Origin of the sequence: Paenibacillus silagei, assembly GCF_017874735.1 — a bacterium.
Classification (GTDB): Bacteria; Bacillota; Bacilli; order Paenibacillales; family Paenibacillaceae; genus Paenibacillus_AQ; species Paenibacillus_AQ silagei.
Genome location: NZ_JAGGLV010000011.1, coordinates 101,255 through 124,248, shown reverse-complemented (window position 1 = coordinate 124,248; position 22,994 = coordinate 101,255). Strand labels below are relative to the sequence as shown.

The window sequence follows — 22,994 nt, the reverse complement described above, 5'->3', positions numbered from 1 at the left end:
ATGAATAGGGGAGAGCTCTATGATTATCTATGAATCGACCAAGCAGCAATTTATGGATGATGTGACCGAAGATACGATCGCGGTAAAGATTCATAACCAGTACGTCCAAAAAATCGGCAGGGTTGCCATGGGCGAAATCAACGCCTGGAACAATTCCATGAACTATCTATATAAAGTACTGAACACCTCGGACATTCCAGATGACGCAGGAATCGCGATAGAATATAGGATTCCAGCGCAACCAAGAAGAGTCGACTTCATGATTACAGGCTTGAATGAACAGGATCAATACTCCGTTGTGATCATTGAGCTTAAGCAATGGACAGAAGTGGAGACGGTTGAGGATGCGGATGGTCTGGTCAGAACCTTTTTTAATAGAACCAAGACAAGCACACAGCATCCTTCGAAGCAGGCATGGTCCTATGCCAGACTAATTCATGATTACAATGAGAGCGTGCAGAACGAAGCGGTCCAGCTCTATCCTTGTGCGTATCTACATAACTATATTCAGAAAGATAATGATCCCTTATTGCACCCTGTCTACGACCCATACATTGAGGAAGCGCCGATTTTCTCCAAGGGAGATGCTCTGAAGCTAAGAGGGTTTATCACGACCTACATTAAAAAGACCGACAGAAGCAAATCACTATACCTTATAGAGCACGGCAAAATTAAACCCTCCAAATCGCTGCAGGATGCACTCCTCAGTATGCTCCAGGGAAACCAGGAATTCATTATGATCGACGATCAGGATGTTGTTTATCAAGAAGCTTTGAGATTAGCGAAGCAAGCCCGATCGGGGAAAAAGCAAGTCCTGATTGTCGAAGGCGGGCCGGGGACAGGGAAGTCGGTGCTTGGCATTAATCTGCTGGTAGAGCTTACCGCCCGGGAACTCGTCTGCCAATATGTAACCAAGAATAGCGCACCGCGTTCTGTGTATATGAAGAAGCTCCAGAAAAACGTGAAGAAAGCGGTCATCGATAACCTGTTCAAAGGCTCAGGCGTGTATTATGAGGCATTGCCCAATGAATTCGATTGCCTGATTGTGGACGAGGCGCACCGCTTGAATGAGAAGTCCGGCCTGTTCAAAAATAAAGGGATCAACCAGACGATGGAGATCATCCGCGCTTCCCGGTTCTCGGTATTCTTCATTGATGAATATCAGAAGATTGCTATGCACGATGTAGGCAGCAAGGAGCAGATTAGACACTATGCGGAGCTGATGGATGCGGAAATTACAGAGATGACATTAGCCTCCCAATTCCGGTGCAATGGCTCGGACGGATATTTGGCATGGCTGGATGATGTGCTCGAAATTCGTGAAACGGCGAATGCAGACGGCTTCGACTTCGAGTATGACATCCGGCTCTACGATGACCCCAATAAGCTGCGGGACGAAATTTTCAGTAAGAATCAGATCAATAACAAGGCCCGAATGCTTGCCGGCTACTGCTGGGACTGGAAGAGCGATGGCAAGAACAATCCAGGCGTTCATGATATTCACTTAGACCAGTACCAATTCTTCATGAGCTGGAACCTGAGCAACACCACCACCTGGGCAATTGACCCTGAATCCATCGAGCAAGTAGGCTGCATCCACACCTCACAGGGCCTGGAGTTCGACTATGTCGGAGTGATCATCGGCGAAGATATGCGCTATGAGAACAACCGGATCATCACCGACCCCTTCAAGCGTGCGAAGACAGATAAGTCCCTGTCAGGCTTCAAGACCCTGTACAAAAAAGACAAGGACGAAGCCCTCCGCATAGCCGACCAGATTATCCGCAACACCTACCGGACCCTAATGACCCGGGGAACGAAGGGGTGCTATATCTACTGTGTTGATCCTCATCTGAAGGCGTACTTGCAGAGGCGGTTGGCTATCCAAAGTTTGGCGGTGATTTGGGGATAGAGCTAATGGAGGGCGATGGAGAGTTATATCCCTTTGATATTGTTACAGAGGTGATTAACCAATTAAGTATCGTACTTTAATTATTTATACTCCATAAAATAACTTGGCAGTAGATCTTATGGAGTATTTAAGGATAGAATAAATATGGTAGATACATTACGAATACTTACCGCATAAATGAAATTATATATCAAAGTTAATATAATTTTCGAAGATTGCTTTACAAAAGTGTTGAAGATTTGTGTTTTTAAAGATGAATTCTTACAGGAACATGAATTATATTAAATACATTGATTTTAGTTTTTGAATTGAGTAGAGAATTGAAAATTATGGGACTATAATGTTTATATTAGTAATAAAAAGTTCTTTTCCGATATTATCACTCTTTTTTGAGTTAATGGTATAGTGCCATTCGCGCGGTAATATTATTTGTGCCCAGCTATACATTTCTCTAATTTCAGGACAATCATCTATGGTTAACAAAAATGAATGCCTACTTTCTCTAAGTAATTCGGCTAACTGTAAATGTTCCTCTGGGGTCATGTATACAGGATATAAACTACTCCCCTTTTTATAATAAGGAGGGTCAATCATTAAAAAAACATTCTCACCCTCTTTAGTAATTACATTCCTAAAATCAAAATTTGTAATCCTAGTATCAATTAGTTTTTGTGAACACTTTAAAATTAAATTACAGAGCATTTCTGGATTCCAACGACAAAAGATTTTATATTGCGATTTTTGCTCAATTCCACCGATAGGATTAGCGTTATAGATTCCTGAGTAATTAGTCCTGTTAAAAAATAAAAAGCGAAATGCTCTTTCAAGAGGATCATATAAATCAATTTGTTCTCTTTCCAAACGATATTTTTGCCACAGTTCAACAGTTGGTTGTGTCTTTAAAACCATTTCACATAAATCATAGGGCTGTGTTTTCATAACTTCGAATAAATGGGTAATATTTTCATCTTTATCGTTTAACCAATTATGAGAAGCCTTTTGTTTTGCAAAAAAAATAGCCCCTCCTCCAACAAAAGGCTCTCTGTATTCATCATGATCTATACTTAGGAAAGGATGTAGTTTTTTAATCACCTTACTTTTAGAACCAGGAAATCTTAATGGAGATCTTGTGTTTTTTTCATTCTTATTTTTCATGCTTTCCCTCATTTGAATGTAATAGTAATAATTCTAACACAAAATGCTTTTAGGGACCAAAATATAAACTAACGTAACCCTTGAGGGGCTTATTTTTAAAAGAGGGTTTAGTCATTTTTTGTAGAAAGTTGTAATACATGAAATTTTAGATTAAAAACTGGGGCATAGGTGATGACAATGGACGAATTAGAAATGAAATTAGCAGTTAGACATATAGTTGATGGATTGTTAAGAAAAATGAAGGGCTTTAATTCTGGTGGAGTGTTCTTTTTCTTAGGAGCTGGATTTTCCATGAGACTACCTGGTGAACAACTAGGCGTAGGAAGTGCTAAAGTTATAGCCAAGGAACTAGCTGAGCAAGTAGGGTTAGAAGATGAGGATAACTTACTAAGATTATCTGAATATATAGAAGTTGTAAGAGACAAAAAAGCACTAATTGGAATGGTAAAGGAACATATTGATAATAACTACTGCATAAAAGAAAGTCATAAAATGATGAGTGAAATATTAAAAGTAATGAATGAACCACGTGAATTATTGTTTTCAGCGAATTATGATACTTTTATTGAGGATTATTATTTTAGTACATATAACAAGCATATTCAAACATGGCATTATAATGATGAGTTCAGCAACGATAAAACATTATATAAAATTCATGGTTGCATAAACTCAGAGTCCAACATTGTATTAACTTCAGAAGATTTTTATAAGGTAAGAACTCATGATGCGCTGATGAAACGACTTTTTTCAATAATGCGTGAAAATACATGTGTATTTATCGGTTTTAGTTTAGAGGATCAAGATTTGTTAGACTTACTTTTTAGCATTAGAGCCTTAAATGAAAATATTGGACAGCAAAAGCATTATATAGTTATTCCAGACGGTGGTATGAATAAGTATAGACTGAAGTATTTAAAAGAAAAATTTAACATAGAACATATAGCATTAGGCAGAGATGAAATTCTACAGAGAGTTTTAGAAGACTTAAAAAAAAAAGTTATGATGAGAGAATAAATAAACTCTTACATGAAGCAACACAACAATTTATTAGTAATGGTGTAATACCAGATCAAATGGTTGTAAATGAACTCGTCGACAACTCAGAAAAGATCATTAGAAATTTCAAGGGGTTTGCATATCTTATATACTTCTGTATGTCTATGAATGTTCCTTATAGAGATTTATTCGATTTGTTTAAACCTAATGAGGTTGTGATGATACATGACGAATTTGTAAGTTTGTTTAACTCTAAAAGTAGTGACTTTTTAGATTCAATTGTAATTTATTATCATTCATTGAAATCAACGCTAACACAAAATGATTTACAACAACTATTTGAAATTTTAGAAACGACTCCCTGCAGATTAATCAACGAGTTTAATCGGTTTAAGGAACTATATTTTATAATGTCACCTCAGATTAGACAAAAAGTATTGCATATATTATTGTCTTTTAATGAGATTAAGACAGAAGAAATTGAAATGGAAATCGAAAACCTTTATCAAAAAGTAATAAATAAAGAGGAATTCACATATTGTTTAGTAAAAGGGATTTTTCATTGCGATAGTGAAAGCGTACTAATATCCATTAAAACTAAAATTCAATTAGAGTTAATTGAAAAAATGGTAGATCAAAAATTGGCAATTATATCTTACGATAAGGCTAATTTGTTCTCAATTGATGTTGAAGATTATTTAAACACTGTGCCTGATTCCTACAAAGATTTACTTAAAAAAATAATAGAAAGGTCAAACGAAGAAGTAGTAAGTATTACGAATAAGCTTACTTCTTTATGGACTCACGAATATGTTGATTCTAAGAATTCTACCCTTAGTGATTACGCACTAAGTGATAAGATAGCTATTCCCCAAAAAATTTATTCGAAAATCAATGCGAAAAGCCGCTTTACCGTAGGGAAAGGATTCGGATGCATGCTTACCAATGCTAATAGAGCCCTTTTGTATGATTTAAATACGAAAAAAGCAAATGAAATTATTTTGTCAGGAAAGGTTGTATCTGGGCCGGTTTTAATAAATAACATGTTGGCAATTGGACAGGATGATGAATTCTCTGTTTTCGGAAAAGACGGAGTTAACAGGTTTATGGATTTTGTTGAGGGGAATATAATATCTATTAAATCAATTAATGATTATGTTTATTTCCTTACAGATTACGGAAAAATATATGAGTATAATAATTCAGGTACACTTAGGCAGATACTGAACTTAGATGATTCAGAAATCTATATTGATATTTTGTTGCTGGATAAATATCTGGTAGTAGTTTCCACGGGTAAACTTAATGTATTTTATTATTCTGAGCAGAATCCAATCTATGTTTCTGATTTTCTTATGGAGGATATCAAAAAAGTAATTGCTTTTAATGATATATGTTTTGTTATGACTGAGACAAAAATAATACAAGTCCTTATTAGTTCGCAGATTACAATTGCGTATACACCTCTGACTGAAATGAAAAATAATCATATGTTGGCTGAAAGTCCAAATAGTATTGTAATTCTTATTAATTCTAGATTGGTAAGAATCGTATTTGAAAATGGTACAACTAGTCATAGTATATTGTTTGAAGCGCCAAATAATAAGCTGATTACTGATGCAATAAACTGTAATGGGACTTATGCATTGATTTTAAATGATAAAGAAATCGTGACACTGAGGCAACAAGAAGGTATATATGAAATTAGCAGTGAGTACATGTTAGATGATGAACATTCAGAATATGTTATGAGTTCTGGTTATGGAAGTCTTTTTATTACTTCTACTGATAATTTATATCAAATATCCAATATGTCTCCTTCACAGGATTTGAAAGAAGGTAATGAGTATGTCGCCTAAAAATGTAGTATTAAATGACAAACTAATAAAATTATCAAAAGATTTTTTTAGTAAGGAAAAAATTCAACCCGAATTTGTGGAATCTGTTTTTGAGGAATTAGTTACTGAAACTGATATTATTTACGGTGATATAAATATTGATTTTTCTTTTACAGGACTTGAAGGAAGGGAAGGAATCTCTTTCTCAAGTGAAGGTTTTGGGAAAGTTTTTGAGTTGACTGGGACCAATCAAAGATTTAAAACTACTTCTCTTATTATAATTGCATTAATACTAAATTATAATTTTATAGATGCAGAGCACATGTTAGCATCTAATCAACTTGTTAGCAAAGTAAATGAGCTTACTAAACAATTATTTTCTCGAAATAAATTTCAAGTTGATTTTTCATTGAGCTCACAGACAGCTTCATTTCACTTTACAAAAAAAGAAAATGAAATTTCTATTCAAATGTATGAGAAACAACAAGTTATTAATTTGAATCTTAATGATTATAATGAAGTATTTCAAAAGTACGTTTCAATTGTACATGATTTAGAACTGGCTGATGTGCAATTTGTTTCTAAAGGAAGGAATTTTGTTGGGCAAGTACACAGAGAGATAACAAATGAATTCATAATAACTTTAGATAGTATCAAGGATAAAGTGGAGATTACTGTAAATAAGTTTATGGAGAATATTAATTATTCAGATAACTATAAGGAAGAAGCACAAATAAAAAATGAAATTTCTTATATTATTAAAGCTATAAATTTACTAAATGATATAACAGTGGATTTTCCATCTATTGATAGCGTAATCCAATTGAAGCGAAATATCCCTGAGGATATTAAAAACAAGAAAATAGATGAACTTATTATATTGAAAAATGAGTATATGGTAAAACTACAGGAAATTTCACTTAATATAAATGGTAACCAGAATAATATGATTGCTATTAAATCTACCCTAGATAATCACCTTTTTAATTTAAATGCATATTCAGATCTTCCATATAGATTTAGTATTGAGAATCTTCCTTTTAGAATTCAAAGTTTCTTAATTGAAACTGAAGGATTTTTAAGTACTGAGGAAGGTATAGAAATAATTAGTATAAGAAGTAATAAAGAAATAAAAAAAATGGCTATTCATAATATTAGTGGTAAGTTTTTTAATTCGCCTATTACTATTAATACAACAGGGGACTACGAAATTTATATAAAAACTTTAAAAAAGATTCATTTGGATATTCAAAACTTAAGGGAATATACATTAAAATCTAAAGATGGAATTGAATATAGCTTAAAAGTGTATGTTGATTTAGAGGAGTCCCAGCGAGGGTTAATAGCTTCTAAAGTATTTTATGAAAATTTATTGAATAACATAGATCAGTTAATAGCTTTATGTCATGAAATTGTCAATGTACAAAAAAATGATCAGATTGAGGAACTCCTTAACAAAATAACTAAGGGAACAGATTTTATTAATTATAGGAATTTATTTAAATGTATTGAAAAAACTGATTTTGACTATTCAGGTGAAAATAAAGATCAATTATTAATTAATCTAAACACTTACAAAATTGAACTTGAAGTGAGCCTTGAAATGAATTCAGGAAAATTTTTACTTCCTAAAAAATTAAGAGATATTAATACAATGACTAAGTTTCTACAAGATATCAGGGCTGTAACGGAATATCTTCAAGTAGAAGACTTAGCAGAAAGTAAATCGAGTTTAATGATTGCAGAAGCATCTTTGAAAACAAATCTACATAGTGAAGTACTTCAATTGTTTAATAATTACATGTACGAACGTTGTAAATACTATTTTGAAGTTTTGGATGCTAATAATGTATTAATACATCCTTTATTAAGTTATGACTTCGAAAATCGTCAGTTTTTTATAAAAGATAGAAAGGTAAGTACAAGTGAAGGGATTAGCGGAGGAACTGATTCTGCAATGACCGTTCGAAGCTTTGCATCAAAAAAAAATAATACAGAGTTTGGTTTAGTTCTTTTAATTGACGAATGGGGGGACGTTGGCGCGGAGTTAGCTTCAAAAGTTTATCAATCCATTTTAGAAATAAATACATTTGGGTTTGGAGTGTTTGTAAAAGTAGATCCTCAATTAAATAAAGCGAGATTAGATTCGATGTGATTTTGATAAGGTGGGGTATATATGGAAGATTTGTTGATTATATTAAAGCATATTTATCAATCTAATATAAATTATGTCGGTAAACTAAATGAAAAGAATTTGTTAGAGGAAGCTAGATTTGCTAACTGGATGAGTGCTTTCATTGTTCGAAGATTAAAACGAGATTATTTTTCAAGTGGAATGAAAATAGACGTCATTACGGAAACTCTTAGGGATAAATTTTCGAATATTTCAACATACTTAGATAAGTTGGAGGCAGATGGTCTTTTAGTTAAATACAATGATTATGTTATAATCACTGAATTAGGTATATTCGTATATGCGAAATATAATAATGATAACAATTACTCCGTTGATTACAATGATTTTATAATTAAAGGTAAAGAGTTTATATTGAAAGGTTTATCTCAAATAACAATTAATAAAGCTGAGAAGTTATTCCCGCATGGATTAAGCCAAAAGGAAATAGTATTTGTTGTATTTTTATTATTAAATAGCGCGGTATCTAAAGAATCTGCATTTTCGATTAAGGAAACTACTAGTGGTTTCCCGCATGACATTAATCCAATTATTAAATCTTTTATCAAGATCTACTCAAAGTTATTTAATGATTCTGAATATCAAGATGTAATAATGCAGGAGAAAGAATTCTCGAATTTTATGCGAAGAAATACTGGGAATGGGACACTAGGTCGTGTTTTTAATTCTTATTTTTTTTCAAACTATCAGAAGAGTAATATGGTACGAACTATTTACTTTGATTTACTATCTGATATTAAAGGTTACGAGGCAAAACTTAAAGAAGTTTTAGATATACTATTCGATTCTATTAAACATTTAACAGAAGAGGATATTTTTGCGAAAAATTTACGTGAACTGACTGTCTCTTATATTGTTGAGAACCCACTATTGGCTCATGAACAACTGCTATATTTTAATAATGTTGAGTATAGAAGATTGCTTTATTCAATTATTTCAATTATTGATAAAGAGTTTTTGATTGAATGATTTAATAAAGAATTTTTTCTTAATATAAAATTGTTTATTTAATAGCAGGTGTCTTTTTAAGAAGAATTAATATACAAACAAGTCTTTATTCTGGAGAACTTGTTTGTATGTTAACTCCATTATGAAGGTTACCTTCAAGCAGTCGAAGGAAAAAGCTAAAGTAAGCAGGTGCTTATATACTCCATTTTTTGTAAGTTTTAGGTGTGTACTTATACGTGCACTTAATTCCCAAATCTCTTTTATCAACAGAGTATATTACCCTCTCTTCACCTACCCTCCCCCAATACCTCCCCAACAGAAACTTCCAACGCCTTCGCAATTGCCACAATCTCATAATCCTGCACAAGTCTATATTGACCTTCCAATCTTGATAAACTGGTTGGGCTGATGTCTAAACCGAAGGTTTGCAACCTGGCAAGGAAATCCTTCTGCTTCATTTTCTTGGCTTTGCGAATTGCTACGACTCGGCTCCCGATGATGTTTTTGTCACCTGGGGGCTCTTTGCGATGTCTCATTTCCGTGTCACCTCACAATTTAACTGAATTGTATGCGAGGTAGGAGTTGTTTTAATGCGAATATCGAATTAAAATAAAATAAACCGATAAACGCACTAAAATATCTAAACATCGTCTACAACTATAGCTTTGCCAGAAAGGTGAGGATGCAATGCACAGTCTAATAAACAAGTATGAGGAGGAGAAGCGTAAGCTGAATGAACTCGGGCAGCAATTAATGGAGCGAGGAATTCCATTAAGCACTAATGAGGCGCTTCAGGCTCAGAGTCGTAGAGTAGATGAACTTATTAATCGGATGTATCAAGAGAAGAATGGATATTCAGAGGGTTTGCTTTTAAACTTCTGTCCTGGGGGAGATGCGGTGAGTTTTCCGGCATGGTTTATACAAACGATTCAGGGACGTTTAAATGAAGTGACTGCACAAATAGAGTATCAGTCGGAGCCTAGACAAGCTTTTGAAGAAGAGAACGAGGCGTTTCAGGCATTGTTCGATTCCATAGATATTGCACGTATGCCGCAATTTGAGGATTGGGAGAATAAGCTCCAATTAAAGCAGGCCGTTCTTAATGAACGTCTTTATCTACAGGGATTAAAGGATGGAATGCAACTAGCACATGCCTTTACAGCTCCTTCTGTTCTCTCGGAATAAATACGATAAAAAACATAAACTGACTCTTGTTTGGGCTGTTCACGCGACAGTCCTTTTCTTATGCTTATTTTTGGAGGGAATCCCTCCCATATTGTCGAATTACCATACATATTGTAAATCCAGAAGGATATGAGGTTGGGCTATGTTTGAAGCACTAAAGAAACTCTTCCAAAAGTCAGACCCTAAGCCGCCACAGGCTTTACAAAAGGCACAAGCTCCAAAGGCTAAGGCCAAGGTTGCTCCCACCCGAATTGGTGAACTAGGTGAGCATAAAATTAACATTCAGCTGGACCAGCTACCTAAGGACTGTAAATTCTTAAGCGATCTGCTGCTCCCTAATTCCAAGTCTCGAACAGGCTACGCTCAGATTGATCATGTTGTTATTTCCCCATATTGCCTATTTGTTATTGAGACGAAAAACTATAATGGAGAAATTAAAGGTGGACGGACAGATCAGCAATGGTCGGTGAGTAACCGGTATAAGATGTATAATCCGCTGAAGCAGAACTATGGGCATATCAAGGCCATTGAGAGTCTGCTGAAAGACGTAGCCGCAGTAAAATACATCTCTATGATTTCATTCACGATGAGATGTAGGTTCAGTATTGACCCAGAGTTGCGGAAGATCCACTCGGATGAACTGGTTGTCTATGATGTGGAATTAAGCGAGTTTATCTCTAGGAAGCTGATTAGCTTGAAGGCGGGAACCTCTGAGCCTCCTATTTCTACGGCGCAGATCCAAACTATATACGATCATTTGGTTCAGGCTAATATTACCGATGCCGAGATACGCAAGCTTCATATCGATAAAATCAAGAAACGGAGCTGATTGGAATGCCGATCTACAATAAGCTTGTTCGTGACAAAATCCCTGAGATTATCCAAAGCACGGGTAAGGACTCTAATTGCATCACTTTGGAGTACGAATCCTATGTTTCTGAACTGAAGAAGAAGCTTCGTGAAGAGGTCGAAGAATATAATCAAGCTGCTGGTGATGCAGAAGCGGTGGAAGAGCTGGCCGATATCCTTGAGGTGGTCCATGCTCTTGCTCAAATCCATAAGATCCTGCCAGAGGATCTAGAAAAGGTACGCGCAAAGAAAGCTGAGGAACGTGGAGGCTTTGCAGATCGAACTTTTCTAATTGAAGTGAAGGAGTAGTCATTAGGCATCTAACTCTATTCAAATCATAAACAATAAAAGGAGAGAACAATTATGAATCATCGCCATCGTCCATTCCTTCAGCTGGCTATGAAAGCCTTAATTATGCTGCTGCTCGTTGGTCTGCTGCCAGCCGTACATACGGCGGCTCCGGCGCAGGCTGAACCAGTAGTGGGGAATCAGATCAGGCCGCTGCTGATTAATGGCCAATATGTGCTGTTTCCAGGTAAGCTGGCTCCCTATATCCAGGCGGGTAAATTAATGGTACCTGTCCGTGCGTTTGCTGGTGCGCTGGGTGCACAGCTGACCTATGATGCCGCCACAAAGAGCACCACGGTATCGCTTCTTGGGGAAAGTGTGGGGAAACTGCGGGCTGGGCAGGCTACGGCGGTAACCAAAGACGGGAGTGCGATAGCGCTGGGAGTGTCCCCGCAACTGCTGGAGGGCGTGCTATTTGCGCCCATGAACCCAATCCTCACCGGGCTGAAGAAGGTGAAATGGGAGAACATGTCCAACCTGCTCGGCCGTAATGTACTGATAGTACAGGGCCGGGGAGACACGGTGCTGCCGCAGGCCAAGTCTTGGCAGAGCGTGACCCCGTTTGGAGATGTGCCTGGGGAGAAGCATAATCCTTTTTACCCTACACTGTTGACACAATCTGCTGATGGGAAAGGCTTCCGGCTGACTCTCAGCGTGCTTAACGCCTCCGGGTCTGTTATTCCCAAGGGCGCTTCCAGCTTGGAGTTCGTCGCTGTGAACAGCCAAGGGCAGGCGGTAGTCCGGCAGCTTCCCGGCCCTTCTCAGGCTACTCCCAAGGCAGGTGCCTTGTCATTCACGATTAATGTGCCCACAGCGCCGGATTATGTGATTTTCAATTCACGGATCAAGTAAAAATACAAGGAGGCCAGGATTGCCATGGACACACCGGAACATATCCAGAAGATATACGATGAAGATAGGAAAGAATGGTTATCGCGTAAGCCAGAGGAGCGTATTATACGCTTCTATGAAACGGACAAACCTTATGGCTGTTTTTCTAATTTTGCAAAGTATCCCATCGTGTTAAACGACAAAGAGTGGGCGACATCGGAGCATTACTTCCAGGCGCAGAAGTTTGCGGGAACAGAGCATGAAGAGGAAATCCGGCTCGCCAGTACACCCATGATAGCGGCCAGGATGGGACGGGAGCGGAATCGGCCGCTGCGCCCGGATTGGGAGGAGTGTAAGGTGCAGGTGATGCGGGAAGCGCTCGTGGCCAAGGTCGAACAGCATCCTGTTATCAAGTCTATCCTGCTCTCCACCGGAGAATGCACGCTTGTTGAGCATACCTCGAATGATGCCTACTGGGGAGACGGCGGGGACGGGAAGGGCGGCAATATGCTGGGGAAGTTGCTGATGGAGATTCGGGACGGCCTGGAGAGAGAAGCAGTCACCGGAAGCTCTTAAAGAGTGCGATGGGTATTTTCAATAGATAACTTCATACATTTTCTTACTTTATGAACTGATTTGTGGTATAGTAAAGGCAGAAAAAACGTAGAATACAAAGAGAGCCGTGCAGCGAACACGACTCTCGGAGCAATAGCCGCTTTTAAGGGCGGTGGCTTCAATAGGTATACCAGTCAAAGAATAGACCGATTCCTTTGGTGAGGGCGGTCTATTTCTTTTTGAGGTAATTTAGCAGCGCTATAATGAACATGCCAAACATGAACATCAGGGACAATGCTTGATAAACCTCCATTGGCGTCACCTCCCTTCCGGGAGATTAGCCGACCGCCCATATAAGCCTTTCTATTGCTTCTGCGATTATACCATGAATGGAAATATTTGAATATACGAACAGCGTAGGCCCAACCCATGGAGCCCGCCGGAAGAGTGGGTTTAGGCTAATGAGAGATTTTAAGAGAGTGGTACAATAGGCAGAAGAAAGTATAATGAAAAAAGAGAGCTGTGCTGCTAACACGACTCTCGGAGCAGTATCCACTTTTAAGGGCGGTGGCTTCAAAGAGGTAAGGCAGTTAAAGAATAGACCGCTACCCTTCAGAAGGGCGGTCTATTTCTTAATGGGGGAATTAAGCAATGCGATAATGAACATGCCGAACATGAACAACAGGGATTATGAATGAAATACACAAATCGAATCCCTAACCAAGCCCAAAAGCAGGCTCCCCCACCTGCCTTTGGGCTTTTTTTCATTGATTGGGAAATTATCATTTCCGTGCAATGTGGATAAGTGTCTTGGAGCATCCGCAGGAGACTATACTCTGGAATGACTTCGCTGTTCACCGAACACAATGGGCTGCCCGTGGACCTCTGGGCTGGAGGCGGATATGGTCGAAAAACCGACCACATTCGGTACAGCGGAGGTGTGATGGCGGGATGTGGTCGAAAAACCGACCACATTCGGTGCAGCAGAGGCACGATGTCGGGATATGGTCGAAAAACCGACCACATTCGGTACAGCGGAGGTACGATGGCGGGATATGGTCGAAAAACCGACCACATTCGGTACAGCGGAGGTACGATGGCGGGATATGGTCGAAAAACCGACCACATTCGCATTGGCGATGCCGCAGGCATTTTGCTCATGCCTCTTCCCCCTCTGGAAATTTATTCTCCCATCGTAATACTTCCGCCATGTTCGCCACGCTGGATATCAGCGATGATAGAGCCTGTAAGGTAACGCCAAGCGCGTTCATCCTACATCCGGTTCTTATCCGAACGGGCGTAACGAGGCGGGGATCTCTGGTGATCCCGCAGTGCCGGCATGTATGTTACGGTATCCTGTACGGTCCGTTGCGGTAAGAGTCACCATAGGGTTCGATTCCCTAATCGCCTTCACAGCGACGTTGGTTACAGTACTCGATTTCCATCGAGCGACTATTAAAGCACAATCAGAGTAAAACAACCAATGGACAGAATCTCTGGCGGCTAGTCTAGCGCACTGCGGAAGGGCTTTGCAATCCGTGGATACCGATGGTGCGGCAGCTGGGGAGGAATTGGCAAGGACGGAAGGGAACGAAGGCTATCTGAAGGTTGGGTTAGCCTCAGGTCTCAAGAGTCCTCCCGGACCTCCCGGCAGACCGCCTGTCTCAAACGTGATTCCGCCTGATCTGCAGCGGGATTCTGTCATCCATTGGCCAATCAAGAATGGGGTAATACATATGATGTTGAAGCCAATCACGATTCAAGCGGACCAGCGCGGTCTGCTCTTTCATAAGGGAAGTTATGTGAAGCGGCTGCTGCCGGGAACCTACCGTTACTTCTCATGGTCGCAGCATACGGTGGTAGTATTGAACATTGGCAGGCCGTTTAATGTCGAGGGCAAAGATCTGGAGTTGTTCTTACAGGAGGATGAACTCCTGAAGGAGCTCGATGTCGTACGCGTACAGGATCATGAGATTGTTCTGCACTATGAGGATGGTCAATTCAAGCAGCTGCTGAAGCCGGGGGTGTATGCTTACTGGAACCTCCTGAGGAAGCACACCTTCGTGCATACGGATATTAGGCAGCCGGAGCTGCCTGCCGGGATCGACCGCTCGATTATCCCTAAGCTTACTCCGTATGTGCAGTGCTACGAGATTGCGAGCTACGAGCAGGGCTTCCTGTTCTATGATCATACACTCCAGCGGGAGCTTACGCCGGGTAAGTATTATTTCTGGAAGGGACCGGTCTCGGTGCTGACGAAGACGGTCGATCTAAGACAGCAGCAGATGGATCTGGTGGGCCAGGAAATGATGACAGAAGATAAGGTCTCGCTGCGTCTGAACTTCGTATGCCAGTACACCATCGTAAGTCCACACCGTGTTCTGGAGATGAAGGGGTTTGACGAGCAGATCCACATCCAGCTTCAGCTCCTGCTCCGGGAGTATGTCGGGACGCTGAAGTTGGACGATCTCCTGAAACGAAAAGAGGATGTGGCCACCTTCATTCTATCCCGTATCCAGGAGAAGGGAGAAGAATTCGGGGTACGTTTTGTCGGGGCGGGGGTGAAGGATGTGATTCTGCCAGGGGAGATGAAGGACATCCTGAATACCGTCCTGCTCGCCGAGAAGAAGGCGCAGGCGAACCTGCTTACCCGCCGGGAAGAGACGGCTTCAACACGCAGCCTGCTGAATACGGCGAAGCTGATGGACGAGAATCAGACGCTGTTCCGGCTCAAGGAGCTGGAATTCCTCGAGAAGATATGCGACCGGATCGGCTCCATCTCGGTTACGGGCGGCGGCGATCTGCTGGAGCGGTTAAGCTCACTCATCGGGGCCAATAAGTAGACCACTTAAGATATAAATAAAAGACGCCCGGGAATGTCTCCCCGCAGCGTCTTTCTTTGTTAACTTATTGATAAGTTCCAGTATACTTAGGCGATACCAGCTTAGTGCCGGTGGCTTCTTTGAGTTCCTGGACGCGGGCGTTCTTCGCGGCTTCGATATCCTTGAGGCCTAGCTTGTCCAGGGTGGCGAGGGCTTCGGTGTAGACGGATTCGAATTCGGCATCACTTTTGGCGAAAATGATTTTGGGAACGACTTGTGCCCAGTAGACATTGATTTTCGCTTCGGCATTGGCTTCCTTGGAGCCGGGCTCATACGCGTCGAACAGGTTGCCGGAATCCATAACGTCATTGCTGAACATATATTTGGCTGTGCCGGAGAACAGCTTGTCCATATATTCCGTCTGCTCGGTCTTTTCGGCTTCTTTGACATCCTTCAGCCAGACCTCATTAACCATCCACCAGATGGAGTCGAAGCCCCATTTCTTGGAGGCGGCGTTCCAGTCCTTATTGATCGCTTCCTCAATTTCGGCGTTCAGCTTGTATTTACCGTCTGCTGTTACCGTGAAGGTCTCGCCTTCCTTGCCGAAGCTGTTGACGGTCTGGCCATGCTCGCTGTACAGATATTCCAGGAACTGAATTGCGCGGTCCTGTTGCTTGGACTTTTTGTTAATGAAGGTCAGGGTCCAGCCTTTGTTGAGCGATCTGCCGTATTGCGGCAGTGTGCCTTCCTTGGACTGAATAGCGTCAACGGTTACATATTTCGCTTCTTTATCGGCTTGGTAGAGATTGTTGACAGGATCTTTGTAGTCAGCATAGCTGCCGATCTTCATGAAGATCGAGCCCTGCGTCATTTTCTCCGCAATCTGGTTGTGGTCGCTTGTGAAGTTCTCCAGTGACAGCAGTTCTTCCGAATACAGCCGGTTGACGAATTTCAGCACATTCTTGAATTCGCTGGTGCGGCGGACATCTGAATAAGAGCCGTCCTCTGTCTCGCTAACAGCGCCGAAGGAGCCGCTCAGCACGCCCAGGGAGTCGTTGATATACTTATCCTTATCGTCCAGATAGACCGGAATGACATCCATACCGTTATATTTCACCCCGGCGGCCTTCACCTTCTTCAGCGCTGCAATCAGGGAATCCTCCTGCTGCAGGTCTTCCATGGTAATGCCGAGATCGTTCATGATGTCCTGGCGGACCAGAATCTGGCCGTTGGAGCGTTCATTGTAGAACTTCTTCACCCCGGGATACTGATCCAGCATCTCCGGAGATACATAGTAGTTCGGAATGGAGTAGAGATTGCCGTCCGGCTGGGTGTACCAGTCTACCATGGATGGCGGCAGAATGGTGGTCAGGTACGGATCATACTCCTCCATCAGCTTGTTAAGGGGAGCCACTGTGCCGCTGCTCATCAGCGTCTGGATCAGCGAGTTGCTGTTCCAGCGGTCCAGTGTGATAATGTCAGGCAGATTGCCGGTTGCCATCATCACGTTGAATTCGGAGTTCACATCATTCCCGGCGAGTACATAATCGACGCTGACGCCGGTCTCCCCGGTAATAAGCTTGTCTACATAGTTATTCTGCGCATCCCATTTCTTGGAGTACCCCGGTACGCCTACATACCAGGACAAGGTTGCAGGCGCTGTGTTGGATGTCCAGCCGGGTTCTGAGGCAGTTGCTGTATTTGCGCCTGTGTCCCCGCTGCCGGCAGCCGCTGTAGGCGACGGGGTGCTTTCGTTATTGGCGTTGCCCGCTTTGGAGCAGCCGGTTAATACGAGTGTCAGACTGAGACAGATGGATAATAAGGCCGTTGCTGTTTTCTTCATTTTTTTACCCCCAAGTTATCATCGTAAGCTATATGTTCATCCAACCTTAAGCGGATTTATCCTTTGACAGAGCCTATGAGCATGCCCTTGATGAAATATTTCTGTACAAAAGGATAGATCAGCACAATCGGGAGCGATGCGGCGACCATGGCGGAAAGTTGCAGGGTTGTTGTCGTGACGGTACTGTGCGCCGTGCCGACGGTGCCCGACATATTAGCCAGCAGTAGAGCGGCTTCCGTGCTTTGAACCAGCTTCAGGATATAGAGCTGGACCGTCTGCAGATGATCGCCGAACGTATAGATCATGGCGTCATAATAAGCATTCCAGTGGCCGACAGCCGTGAAGAGCGAGACCGCGGCGATCACGGGCTTGGATAAAGGCAGAATAAACTTGAAAAAGATGGTGTATTCCCCGGCGCCGTCGATTTTGGCCGATTCGATCAGTGCTTCCGGCAGCTCGGCGAAATAGGAGCGGAACAGAATCACGTTCCAGAAGCTGAACAGGGCCGGAATAATGAACACCAGGAAGTGATTGTACAGCCCCAGCGAGTTGATCAGAATGAAGAAGGGAATCATTCCGCCGCTGAGGTACATACTGCTGAGTCCCAGCATGGAGTAGAATTTCCGGTATTTAAGGTTCCGGCGGGAGAAGGCGTAAGCGAACATAGCTGTAAACACAATATGGGTGAACGTACCGATCACCGTCCGGGCCACCGTAACCCCGAAGGCCCGGATCAGAGCGCTGTCGCTGAACAAAGCGCTGTAGTTATCCCAGGTGAACTGCCGGGTGAACAGGTATACGCCTCCTCTGGCATAATCTGCGCCTTCGTTGAAGGAGCCGATCACGGAATACCAGAACGGATAGAGCGTAAATACAATCAGAATGAGCATAATCAGAACATTGCATGCATTGAACAGATGTTCCCGCCATGAGCGATCCTTAACCACGAGCGTACCCCCTAGAAGATTCCTCTTTTTGTTATTTTTTTGGCCGTGAGGTTGGCAAGATAGAGCAGGACGAGCGCAATGACCGTCTTCATCAGACCCACAGCCGTAGCGTATTCCATACGGAACTCCCTGAGCCCCACCTTGTAGACATAAGTGTCAATGACCTCGCTGCTATCAATATTCAGAGGATTCTGAAGCACGAAGAACTGGTCGAAGCCGCTGTTCAGGATATTACTGATGGAAAATACGAGCAAAATGACAATCGTGCCGGTAATGGACGGCAGTGTAATGTGCCAGATGCGTTGGAAGCGCGTGGCTCCGTCCATATAGGCCGCTTCATACATTTCCTGATCAATGCCCGCAATGGCGGCGAGATAGAGAATGGCGCCCCAGCCCAGCTCCTTCACGAGGTTCGTCAGCACCGCAAGCAGCCAGAAGTAGTTCTGTTCCCCAAGGAAATGGATTGGCTCGGAAATGATCCCAAGCTGCAGCAGCACATAGTTAACGACACCGCTGCTCGGCGACAGAATGTTGATAATCAATCCGCCGAAGATGCTCCAGGAGATAAAGTGAGGCAGATAAGTGACCGTCTGCGTCAGCTTCTTGAAATGCTGGGAGGTTAGCTCGTTGAGCATCAGCGCGAACAGGATGGTCAGGGGGAAGTTGATGAGCAGGCCCAGGATATTGATGCCAAGCGTATTGCGCAGCATATTCCAGAAGTTGATATCGTTCACGAACTCCTTGAAATTGTCCAATCCGACCCATTCTGCCGTAAAGATGCCCCGAATTCCGGTGATGATGTTATATTCCTTGAAGGCAATCAGTACACCGTAGAGCGGAATAAATGTAAAGACGAGAATGAATATAATACCGGGAAGAATCATGGTCTGAAGCGACAGCTGATCCTTGTTCCGGAAGTTCCTGCCTGTGCTCGGGGATTTGCGCGCCGCGAGCGTAGCCTCTGAATCTGTCATCTGGCAACCTCTTTTCTCTTGTGCTTCATCAATTGTAAGCGGATTAAGAAAGCGATAACAGGATTGGAGGTTATGAAAAGGTATCATTATTCATCCTGAACAGACAAAAAGCCCCTCCTTTCGCGTGAGCGAAGCGGGGAGCCTGCGGTCATGAGGCAGAGTGAGACAGAGTGGGGCGGAGGAAGCTCCGCTTAGGTTGAATTCACCGGGAATGCTTCTGATATTCCTTCGGACTGACCCCGAAATAGCTTTTGAAGACACGGGAGAAGTTCTTAGGGTTGCTGTAGCCGAGCTGCTCGGATACTGTATGGATTTTGACATTGAGTCCGCTGAGGGCCTGCCTGGCGTATTCCATCCGCTTCATCGTGACATAATCCTGGAAGTTGACCCCGGTGCTGTCCTTGAACATTTTACTGAAATAGTTATAGCTCATATTACAATAATTGGCGATAAAAGCCATGTTGATGCCGTTCAGCAGCTGCTCCTGCACATAGGTCTTGGCAATCTCCACCACATCGCCGCTGTGCGCCAGACTTGCGCGGGCTTCGATCATGTGCAGGATACAGGACTTGAGGTACAGCCGCAGGGCCTCGCTTCGTTCGAAGGTAGAGAGGTCGCGCTTCTGGCCGGGAAGCCAGCCGATCGTATGCAGGATGATATCGTAATTATGGCGAATGCTGCTCATGCTGCTGCTCTTCAGGGCTTCTTCGTTAAAATAATGCTGGATCAGCGGGAGCACCTGCTCCCGGCGCCCCATATCGATCAGCTCCACCAGCGTTCTCAGATGCTCTGGCTTGATCCGGGTATCTTCCTTGTTCAGAGTATCCTCGTACACAATAAGGCTATGCCGGGAGGCGGTCAGCTTGTACTGAAGCGTGTCCAGTGCGCTCTGGTAGGCAAAGGCCAAGCCGCTCGTGCGGCTACCGGACTCCGTAGCACCGGCTGCTGTGGGCTGAACCGCGCCGGGTGCGCAGTGCACCGCAGCACCGACGGCAACCGTGGCGGAGCCGTCCGCCAGGAACGTCTGGAGCAGCTTGTGTATGCCGCCAGCATCATACAGCTGATCATTATAGTTGAGCCAGAGGACCAGGTCATTATGGCGGTTATAGAAGGGGAGCAGACTGAGATGGGGCTGCTCCCAATCGGCAGCCAGCAGAAGCTGCTCCCAGTTGCCGCCGGTGGAAGGCTCGTGCGGAGCCGGTTGGCTCACGGAGACGATGGCCGCCGCAGTGACAGGATGAGGGAAGCGGCAGCCCAGCTCACCCAGTACGGCCTGGATGGCATCATGATCATCCGGGGCAGTGTGCAGAACCTGATTCATGCCCCGGCTGGCTTTCTCCAGCAGGGCCAGTTTTTGCTCGGAGTGGCCTTCAAGGTCCTGCTGCTGCTCCTGCTGAAGCTCGTGCACCGTCTTGTTCAGCACCTCTGCAAGGTCGCCGGAATGGACCGGCTTCAGAAGATAGTCGCGCACGCCCAGCTTGAAGCTCTCCTTCACCAGATGGAAATCATCGTATCCGCTGATGACGATGATCTTATGGCGCTGGTGCCGTTCGCGGAGCGTACGGAGCATCTCCAGCCCGCCCATGCCGGGCATGTTGAGATCTGTCAGCACGATCGGCGGTTCTTCCCGCGCGATCACCTCCAGCGCATCCGCGCCATCGCGTGCGGTCAGCAGCGGGCCGATCTGAGGCACCTTCAGGTACTCGATAATATCCTGAAGGCCTTCGCGTACCATTTTCTCATCATCCACGATCAACAGCTTGTACATCCCTGAGCCCTCTCATTCATAAGGAATTCGAATCTGAACCTTCGTATAGTCATTGCTCTTGCCCTCCATGGTAATGGGGTAGGCGTCGCCGTAATACAGGCGCAGTCTGGAGTTGATATTGTGCAGGCCGATGGAGCGGCGGGGCGGCTCGGCCGCAGGGTCCTCGTAATGGAGCGGGGCGCGAAACTGTTCATTCAGGCCGGCAATCTGTTCTTCCTCCATCCCCCAGCCGTTATCGGTGATATCGATGATGACCTGCTGCTGAATGGCGTAGGCCCGCACCTGGATATGCAGCAGCTCCCGCCGGGCGGTTTGTCCGTATTTAATACTGTTCTCCACGATTGGCTGGAGCAGGAACTTGATCACCGGAAAGGTTTTTAACGATTCCTGGACCTCGATGTCCAGCCTGATCTCCTTGCTGCTGCTCAGCGATTGCAGACTGACGTACTTGCGGATCAGGCCGATCTCCTCGTTCAGCGTCGTATGCAGGGTATTGTCGCTCAGGTTGTAGCGCAGGATCTGCCCGAAATCCGCCAGCCGGTCCGCCGTATCGAAGATCCTGGCCTTAATCAGCTGCATCCGGAAGATGTCTAGAGTGTTGTATATAAAATGCGGGTTGATCTGATATTGCAGCGCCTTGATCTGGGCTTCCTTGCGCAGCCGCTCCTTCATGACCACCCGGTGGATCAGCTCGTTATTGCGCTCGATGAGATCGTTGAAATCATGCGCGAGCTGTCCCAGCTCATCCGGCCTGTTATCTGGAATGCGGATCGAATTGTTGCCGGTAATGACCTGGCGCATGACCGACACAATTTTGTTGAGCCGCAGAAAAATCATTTTGAACATGAAATAACAAGTGATCATCAGCAGCAGAATACTGAACACGATCAGCAGGATCTGATTCCAGACATTTTTGCGGACAGAGGCATTGAGCTGCTCCAGTGATACCTTATACACGAGGCTCTGGCCGATGGAATCGAGGTTGCGATGCAAATATAAATATTCTCCCTGGATAAAATAAGCTCTCTTATCGCCGATATGCTGCTGCAGGATGGCTGCTTCCTCTGCTTCGTCCAGCTCTGCGGTAGACAGTCCAATATGGCCGCCGGCATAGAGGAATTGGGCGTTCGACAGATTGGCGGGCTCCTCCTCGATGCTGAACAGGCTGTCCTCGGCCAGTGTGACTACCGCGAGTCCCAGCATGCCGCGGGCAGGCGAATACAGCTTGGTAAGCAGCGTATATTTCCTGCGCTCATCTTGTAAGCTGGCGGGGCCCAGCTCACGGTCATCCGGCAGCAGCCACAGCCGGGTCTCCGAATCCTTTTGCACAAATTGCTGTAGCTTGGGATGAGAAGAGTAGTTGCTCAGATGAAAGAAATAAGGCCACGACTCCGGGATGGCGTCATTCCCCATATAGACACGGATGGAATAATCGTCACTCTCCGAGAAAGCGGTCGCATATTTGATAATGGGCGTGACGGTGTCCAGATATTCCTTCAGAAATTCCGATTGATCCCCCAGATAGGGGTCATTGATGAATTCGAGCATTTTGTTGTTCCGGCTGACCATGGAGGTCAGATCCGATGCCACCTGGATGCGGCCTTCGATATCCCGATAGGATTGGTCGAAGGCATGGGACATATTGGTGATGAAGCTGTCCTGGATGTTGCGCGTAGTATGGGTGCTGTTCCATACGAGCAGGACGGAGAGCAGAATAAAGGGAATGGTATAGAACACAATCATTTTGACCATAATGCTGTTTCTTCGTTTGGATATCATGGCGTTGTCACCTTCTGCGGCAGATCTTTACGGGTCCGGGAAGCCGG

Annotated in this window: 21 protein-coding genes; 12 read left to right on the top strand and 9 right to left on the bottom strand. The window is 43.7% G+C overall.

The window, feature by feature from the left end; translation table 11 throughout:
• The first annotated feature begins 19 nt into the window (after window positions 1-19).
• Entirely contained in the window at window positions 20-1,912 is a 1,893-nt protein-coding gene (locus tag J2Z70_RS17495; RefSeq protein WP_209875390.1) for a DUF2075 domain-containing protein, read from the top strand.
• A gap of 327 nt (window positions 1,913-2,239) precedes the next feature.
• On the opposite strand, the gene J2Z70_RS17490 is transcribed toward J2Z70_RS17495, so the two are convergent.
• Window positions 2,240-3,067: a DNA adenine methylase gene (locus J2Z70_RS17490; protein ID WP_209875389.1), complete on the bottom strand. Its 828-nt coding sequence runs from the start codon at window positions 3,065-3,067 to the stop codon at window positions 2,240-2,242.
• Between the two features lie 171 nt (window positions 3,068-3,238).
• Between J2Z70_RS17490 and J2Z70_RS17485 the strand changes: the two genes are divergently transcribed.
• From J2Z70_RS17485 to J2Z70_RS17470, 4 genes are all read left to right on the top strand, one after another.
• Window positions 3,239-4,084: an SIR2 family NAD-dependent protein deacylase gene (locus J2Z70_RS17485; protein WP_209875388.1), complete on the top strand. Its 846-nt coding sequence runs from the start codon at window positions 3,239-3,241 to the stop codon at window positions 4,082-4,084.
• A gap of 146 nt (window positions 4,085-4,230) precedes the next feature.
• Entirely contained in the window at window positions 4,231-5,925 is a 1,695-nt protein-coding gene (locus tag J2Z70_RS17480; RefSeq protein ID WP_209875387.1) for a hypothetical protein, read from the top strand.
• Complete coding sequence (locus J2Z70_RS17475) at window positions 5,915-8,059, top strand: hypothetical protein (protein ID WP_209875385.1); 2,145 nt, start codon at window positions 5,915-5,917, stop codon at window positions 8,057-8,059. The genes J2Z70_RS17480 and J2Z70_RS17475 overlap by 11 nt, the downstream gene beginning before the upstream one ends.
• A 21-nt stretch (window positions 8,060-8,080) precedes the next feature.
• Window positions 8,081-9,067 carry a hypothetical protein gene (locus tag J2Z70_RS17470; RefSeq protein WP_209875383.1) on the top strand — a complete coding sequence of 329 codons (987 nt, stop codon included), beginning with the start codon at window positions 8,081-8,083 and terminating at the stop codon, window positions 9,065-9,067.
• Window positions 9,068-9,333: 266 nt separating this feature from the next.
• Here J2Z70_RS17470 and J2Z70_RS17465 read toward each other — a convergent pair whose 3' ends face one another.
• Entirely contained in the window at window positions 9,334-9,582 is a 249-nt protein-coding gene (locus J2Z70_RS17465) for a helix-turn-helix domain-containing protein (RefSeq protein ID WP_209875381.1), read from the bottom strand.
• A 151-nt stretch (window positions 9,583-9,733) separates the two neighbouring features.
• Here J2Z70_RS17465 and J2Z70_RS17460 point away from each other — a divergent pair, with 151 nt between their 5' ends.
• The 5 genes from J2Z70_RS17460 to J2Z70_RS17440 all read left to right on the top strand — a co-directional run bounded on the left by J2Z70_RS17460 (window position 9,734) and on the right by J2Z70_RS17440 (window position 12,835).
• Window positions 9,734-10,231, top strand: coding sequence for a hypothetical protein (locus J2Z70_RS17460; RefSeq protein ID WP_209875379.1), 498 nt, complete (start codon window positions 9,734-9,736; stop codon window positions 10,229-10,231).
• Between the two features lie 142 nt (window positions 10,232-10,373).
• Window positions 10,374-11,060 carry a nuclease-related domain-containing protein gene (locus J2Z70_RS17455; protein ID WP_209875377.1) on the top strand — a complete coding sequence of 229 codons (687 nt, stop codon included), beginning with the start codon at window positions 10,374-10,376 and terminating at the stop codon, window positions 11,058-11,060.
• Window positions 11,061-11,065: 5 nt separating this feature from the next.
• On the top strand, window positions 11,066-11,389 hold the full coding sequence (locus tag J2Z70_RS17450; RefSeq protein ID WP_209875375.1) for a nucleoside triphosphate pyrophosphohydrolase: 324 nt from the start codon (window positions 11,066-11,068) through the stop codon (window positions 11,387-11,389).
• Window positions 11,390-11,443: 54 nt separating this feature from the next.
• Window positions 11,444-12,280 (top strand): copper amine oxidase N-terminal domain-containing protein, encoded by an 837-nt coding sequence (locus J2Z70_RS17445; protein WP_209875373.1) that lies wholly within the window; start codon window positions 11,444-11,446, stop codon window positions 12,278-12,280.
• Between the two features lie 24 nt (window positions 12,281-12,304).
• Complete coding sequence (locus tag J2Z70_RS17440) at window positions 12,305-12,835, top strand: riboflavin biosynthesis intermediates N-glycosidase (RefSeq protein WP_209875371.1); 531 nt, start codon at window positions 12,305-12,307, stop codon at window positions 12,833-12,835.
• A 208-nt stretch (window positions 12,836-13,043) separates the two neighbouring features.
• Here the strand turns inward: J2Z70_RS17440 and J2Z70_RS33325 are convergent, their stop codons facing one another.
• A complete protein-coding gene (locus J2Z70_RS33325; RefSeq protein WP_229521449.1) occupies window positions 13,044-13,094 on the bottom strand; it encodes a hypothetical protein in 51 nt (16 codons plus the stop codon).
• Window positions 13,095-13,320: 226 nt separating this feature from the next.
• On the opposite strand from J2Z70_RS33325, the gene J2Z70_RS17435 reads away from it, so the two are divergent.
• Entirely contained in the window at window positions 13,321-13,512 is a 192-nt protein-coding gene (locus tag J2Z70_RS17435; protein ID WP_209875369.1) for a hypothetical protein, read from the top strand.
• Window positions 13,513-13,643: 131 nt separating this feature from the next.
• On the opposite strand, the gene J2Z70_RS17430 is transcribed toward J2Z70_RS17435, so the two are convergent.
• Window positions 13,644-13,940, bottom strand: coding sequence for a hypothetical protein (locus tag J2Z70_RS17430; RefSeq protein WP_209875367.1), 297 nt, complete (start codon window positions 13,938-13,940; stop codon window positions 13,644-13,646).
• A gap of 613 nt (window positions 13,941-14,553) precedes the next feature.
• Between J2Z70_RS17430 and J2Z70_RS17425 the strand changes: the two genes are divergently transcribed.
• Entirely contained in the window at window positions 14,554-15,657 is a 1,104-nt protein-coding gene (locus tag J2Z70_RS17425; RefSeq protein WP_209875546.1) for a slipin family protein, read from the top strand.
• A 64-nt stretch (window positions 15,658-15,721) separates the two neighbouring features.
• Here the strand turns inward: J2Z70_RS17425 and J2Z70_RS17420 are convergent, their stop codons facing one another.
• From J2Z70_RS17420 to J2Z70_RS17400, 5 genes are all read right to left on the bottom strand, one after another.
• Entirely contained in the window at window positions 15,722-17,479 is a 1,758-nt protein-coding gene (locus tag J2Z70_RS17420; protein ID WP_209875365.1) for a type 2 periplasmic-binding domain-containing protein, read from the bottom strand.
• A 56-nt stretch (window positions 17,480-17,535) separates the two neighbouring features.
• A complete protein-coding gene (locus tag J2Z70_RS33320) occupies window positions 17,536-18,426 on the bottom strand; it encodes a carbohydrate ABC transporter permease (RefSeq protein ID WP_209875363.1) in 891 nt (296 codons plus the stop codon).
• An 11-nt stretch (window positions 18,427-18,437) separates the two neighbouring features.
• A complete protein-coding gene (locus tag J2Z70_RS17410) occupies window positions 18,438-19,400 on the bottom strand; it encodes an ABC transporter permease (RefSeq protein ID WP_209875361.1) in 963 nt (320 codons plus the stop codon).
• Window positions 19,401-19,602: 202 nt separating this feature from the next.
• A complete protein-coding gene (locus tag J2Z70_RS17405; RefSeq protein ID WP_209875358.1) occupies window positions 19,603-21,168 on the bottom strand; it encodes a response regulator in 1,566 nt (521 codons plus the stop codon).
• A gap of 12 nt (window positions 21,169-21,180) precedes the next feature.
• A complete protein-coding gene (locus J2Z70_RS17400) occupies window positions 21,181-22,947 on the bottom strand; it encodes a sensor histidine kinase (protein WP_209875356.1) in 1,767 nt (588 codons plus the stop codon).
• Window positions 22,948-22,994: the final 47 nt, after the last annotated feature.

Coding starts and splice junctions, on each gene's coding strand:
- J2Z70_RS17460 (WP_209875379.1), top strand. CDS start 9,734: ATGCACAGTCTAATAAACAAGTATGAGGAGGAGAAGCGTAAGCTGAAT.
- J2Z70_RS17410 (WP_209875361.1), bottom strand. CDS start 19,400: ATGACAGATTCAGAGGCTACGCTCGCGGCGCGCAAATCCCCGAGCACA.
- J2Z70_RS17450 (WP_209875375.1), top strand. CDS start 11,066: ATGCCGATCTACAATAAGCTTGTTCGTGACAAAATCCCTGAGATTATC.
- J2Z70_RS17400 (WP_209875356.1), bottom strand. CDS start 22,947: ATGATATCCAAACGAAGAAACAGCATTATGGTCAAAATGATTGTGTTC.
- J2Z70_RS17495 (WP_209875390.1), top strand. CDS start 20: ATGATTATCTATGAATCGACCAAGCAGCAATTTATGGATGATGTGACC.
- J2Z70_RS17470 (WP_209875383.1), top strand. CDS start 8,081: ATGGAAGATTTGTTGATTATATTAAAGCATATTTATCAATCTAATATA.
- J2Z70_RS17455 (WP_209875377.1), top strand. CDS start 10,374: ATGTTTGAAGCACTAAAGAAACTCTTCCAAAAGTCAGACCCTAAGCCG.
- J2Z70_RS17420 (WP_209875365.1), bottom strand. CDS start 17,479: ATGAAGAAAACAGCAACGGCCTTATTATCCATCTGTCTCAGTCTGACA.
- J2Z70_RS17435 (WP_209875369.1), top strand. CDS start 13,321: ATGAAAAAAGAGAGCTGTGCTGCTAACACGACTCTCGGAGCAGTATCC.
- J2Z70_RS17480 (WP_209875387.1), top strand. CDS start 4,231: ATGAATGTTCCTTATAGAGATTTATTCGATTTGTTTAAACCTAATGAG.
- J2Z70_RS17465 (WP_209875381.1), bottom strand. CDS start 9,582: ATGAGACATCGCAAAGAGCCCCCAGGTGACAAAAACATCATCGGGAGC.
- J2Z70_RS17490 (WP_209875389.1), bottom strand. CDS start 3,067: ATGAAAAATAAGAATGAAAAAAACACAAGATCTCCATTAAGATTTCCT.
- J2Z70_RS17475 (WP_209875385.1), top strand. CDS start 5,915: ATGTCGCCTAAAAATGTAGTATTAAATGACAAACTAATAAAATTATCA.
- J2Z70_RS17440 (WP_209875371.1), top strand. CDS start 12,305: ATGGACACACCGGAACATATCCAGAAGATATACGATGAAGATAGGAAA.
- J2Z70_RS17405 (WP_209875358.1), bottom strand. CDS start 21,168: ATGTACAAGCTGTTGATCGTGGATGATGAGAAAATGGTACGCGAAGGC.
- J2Z70_RS17425 (WP_209875546.1), top strand. CDS start 14,554: ATGTTGAAGCCAATCACGATTCAAGCGGACCAGCGCGGTCTGCTCTTT.
- J2Z70_RS17445 (WP_209875373.1), top strand. CDS start 11,444: ATGAATCATCGCCATCGTCCATTCCTTCAGCTGGCTATGAAAGCCTTA.
- J2Z70_RS17485 (WP_209875388.1), top strand. CDS start 3,239: ATGACAATGGACGAATTAGAAATGAAATTAGCAGTTAGACATATAGTT.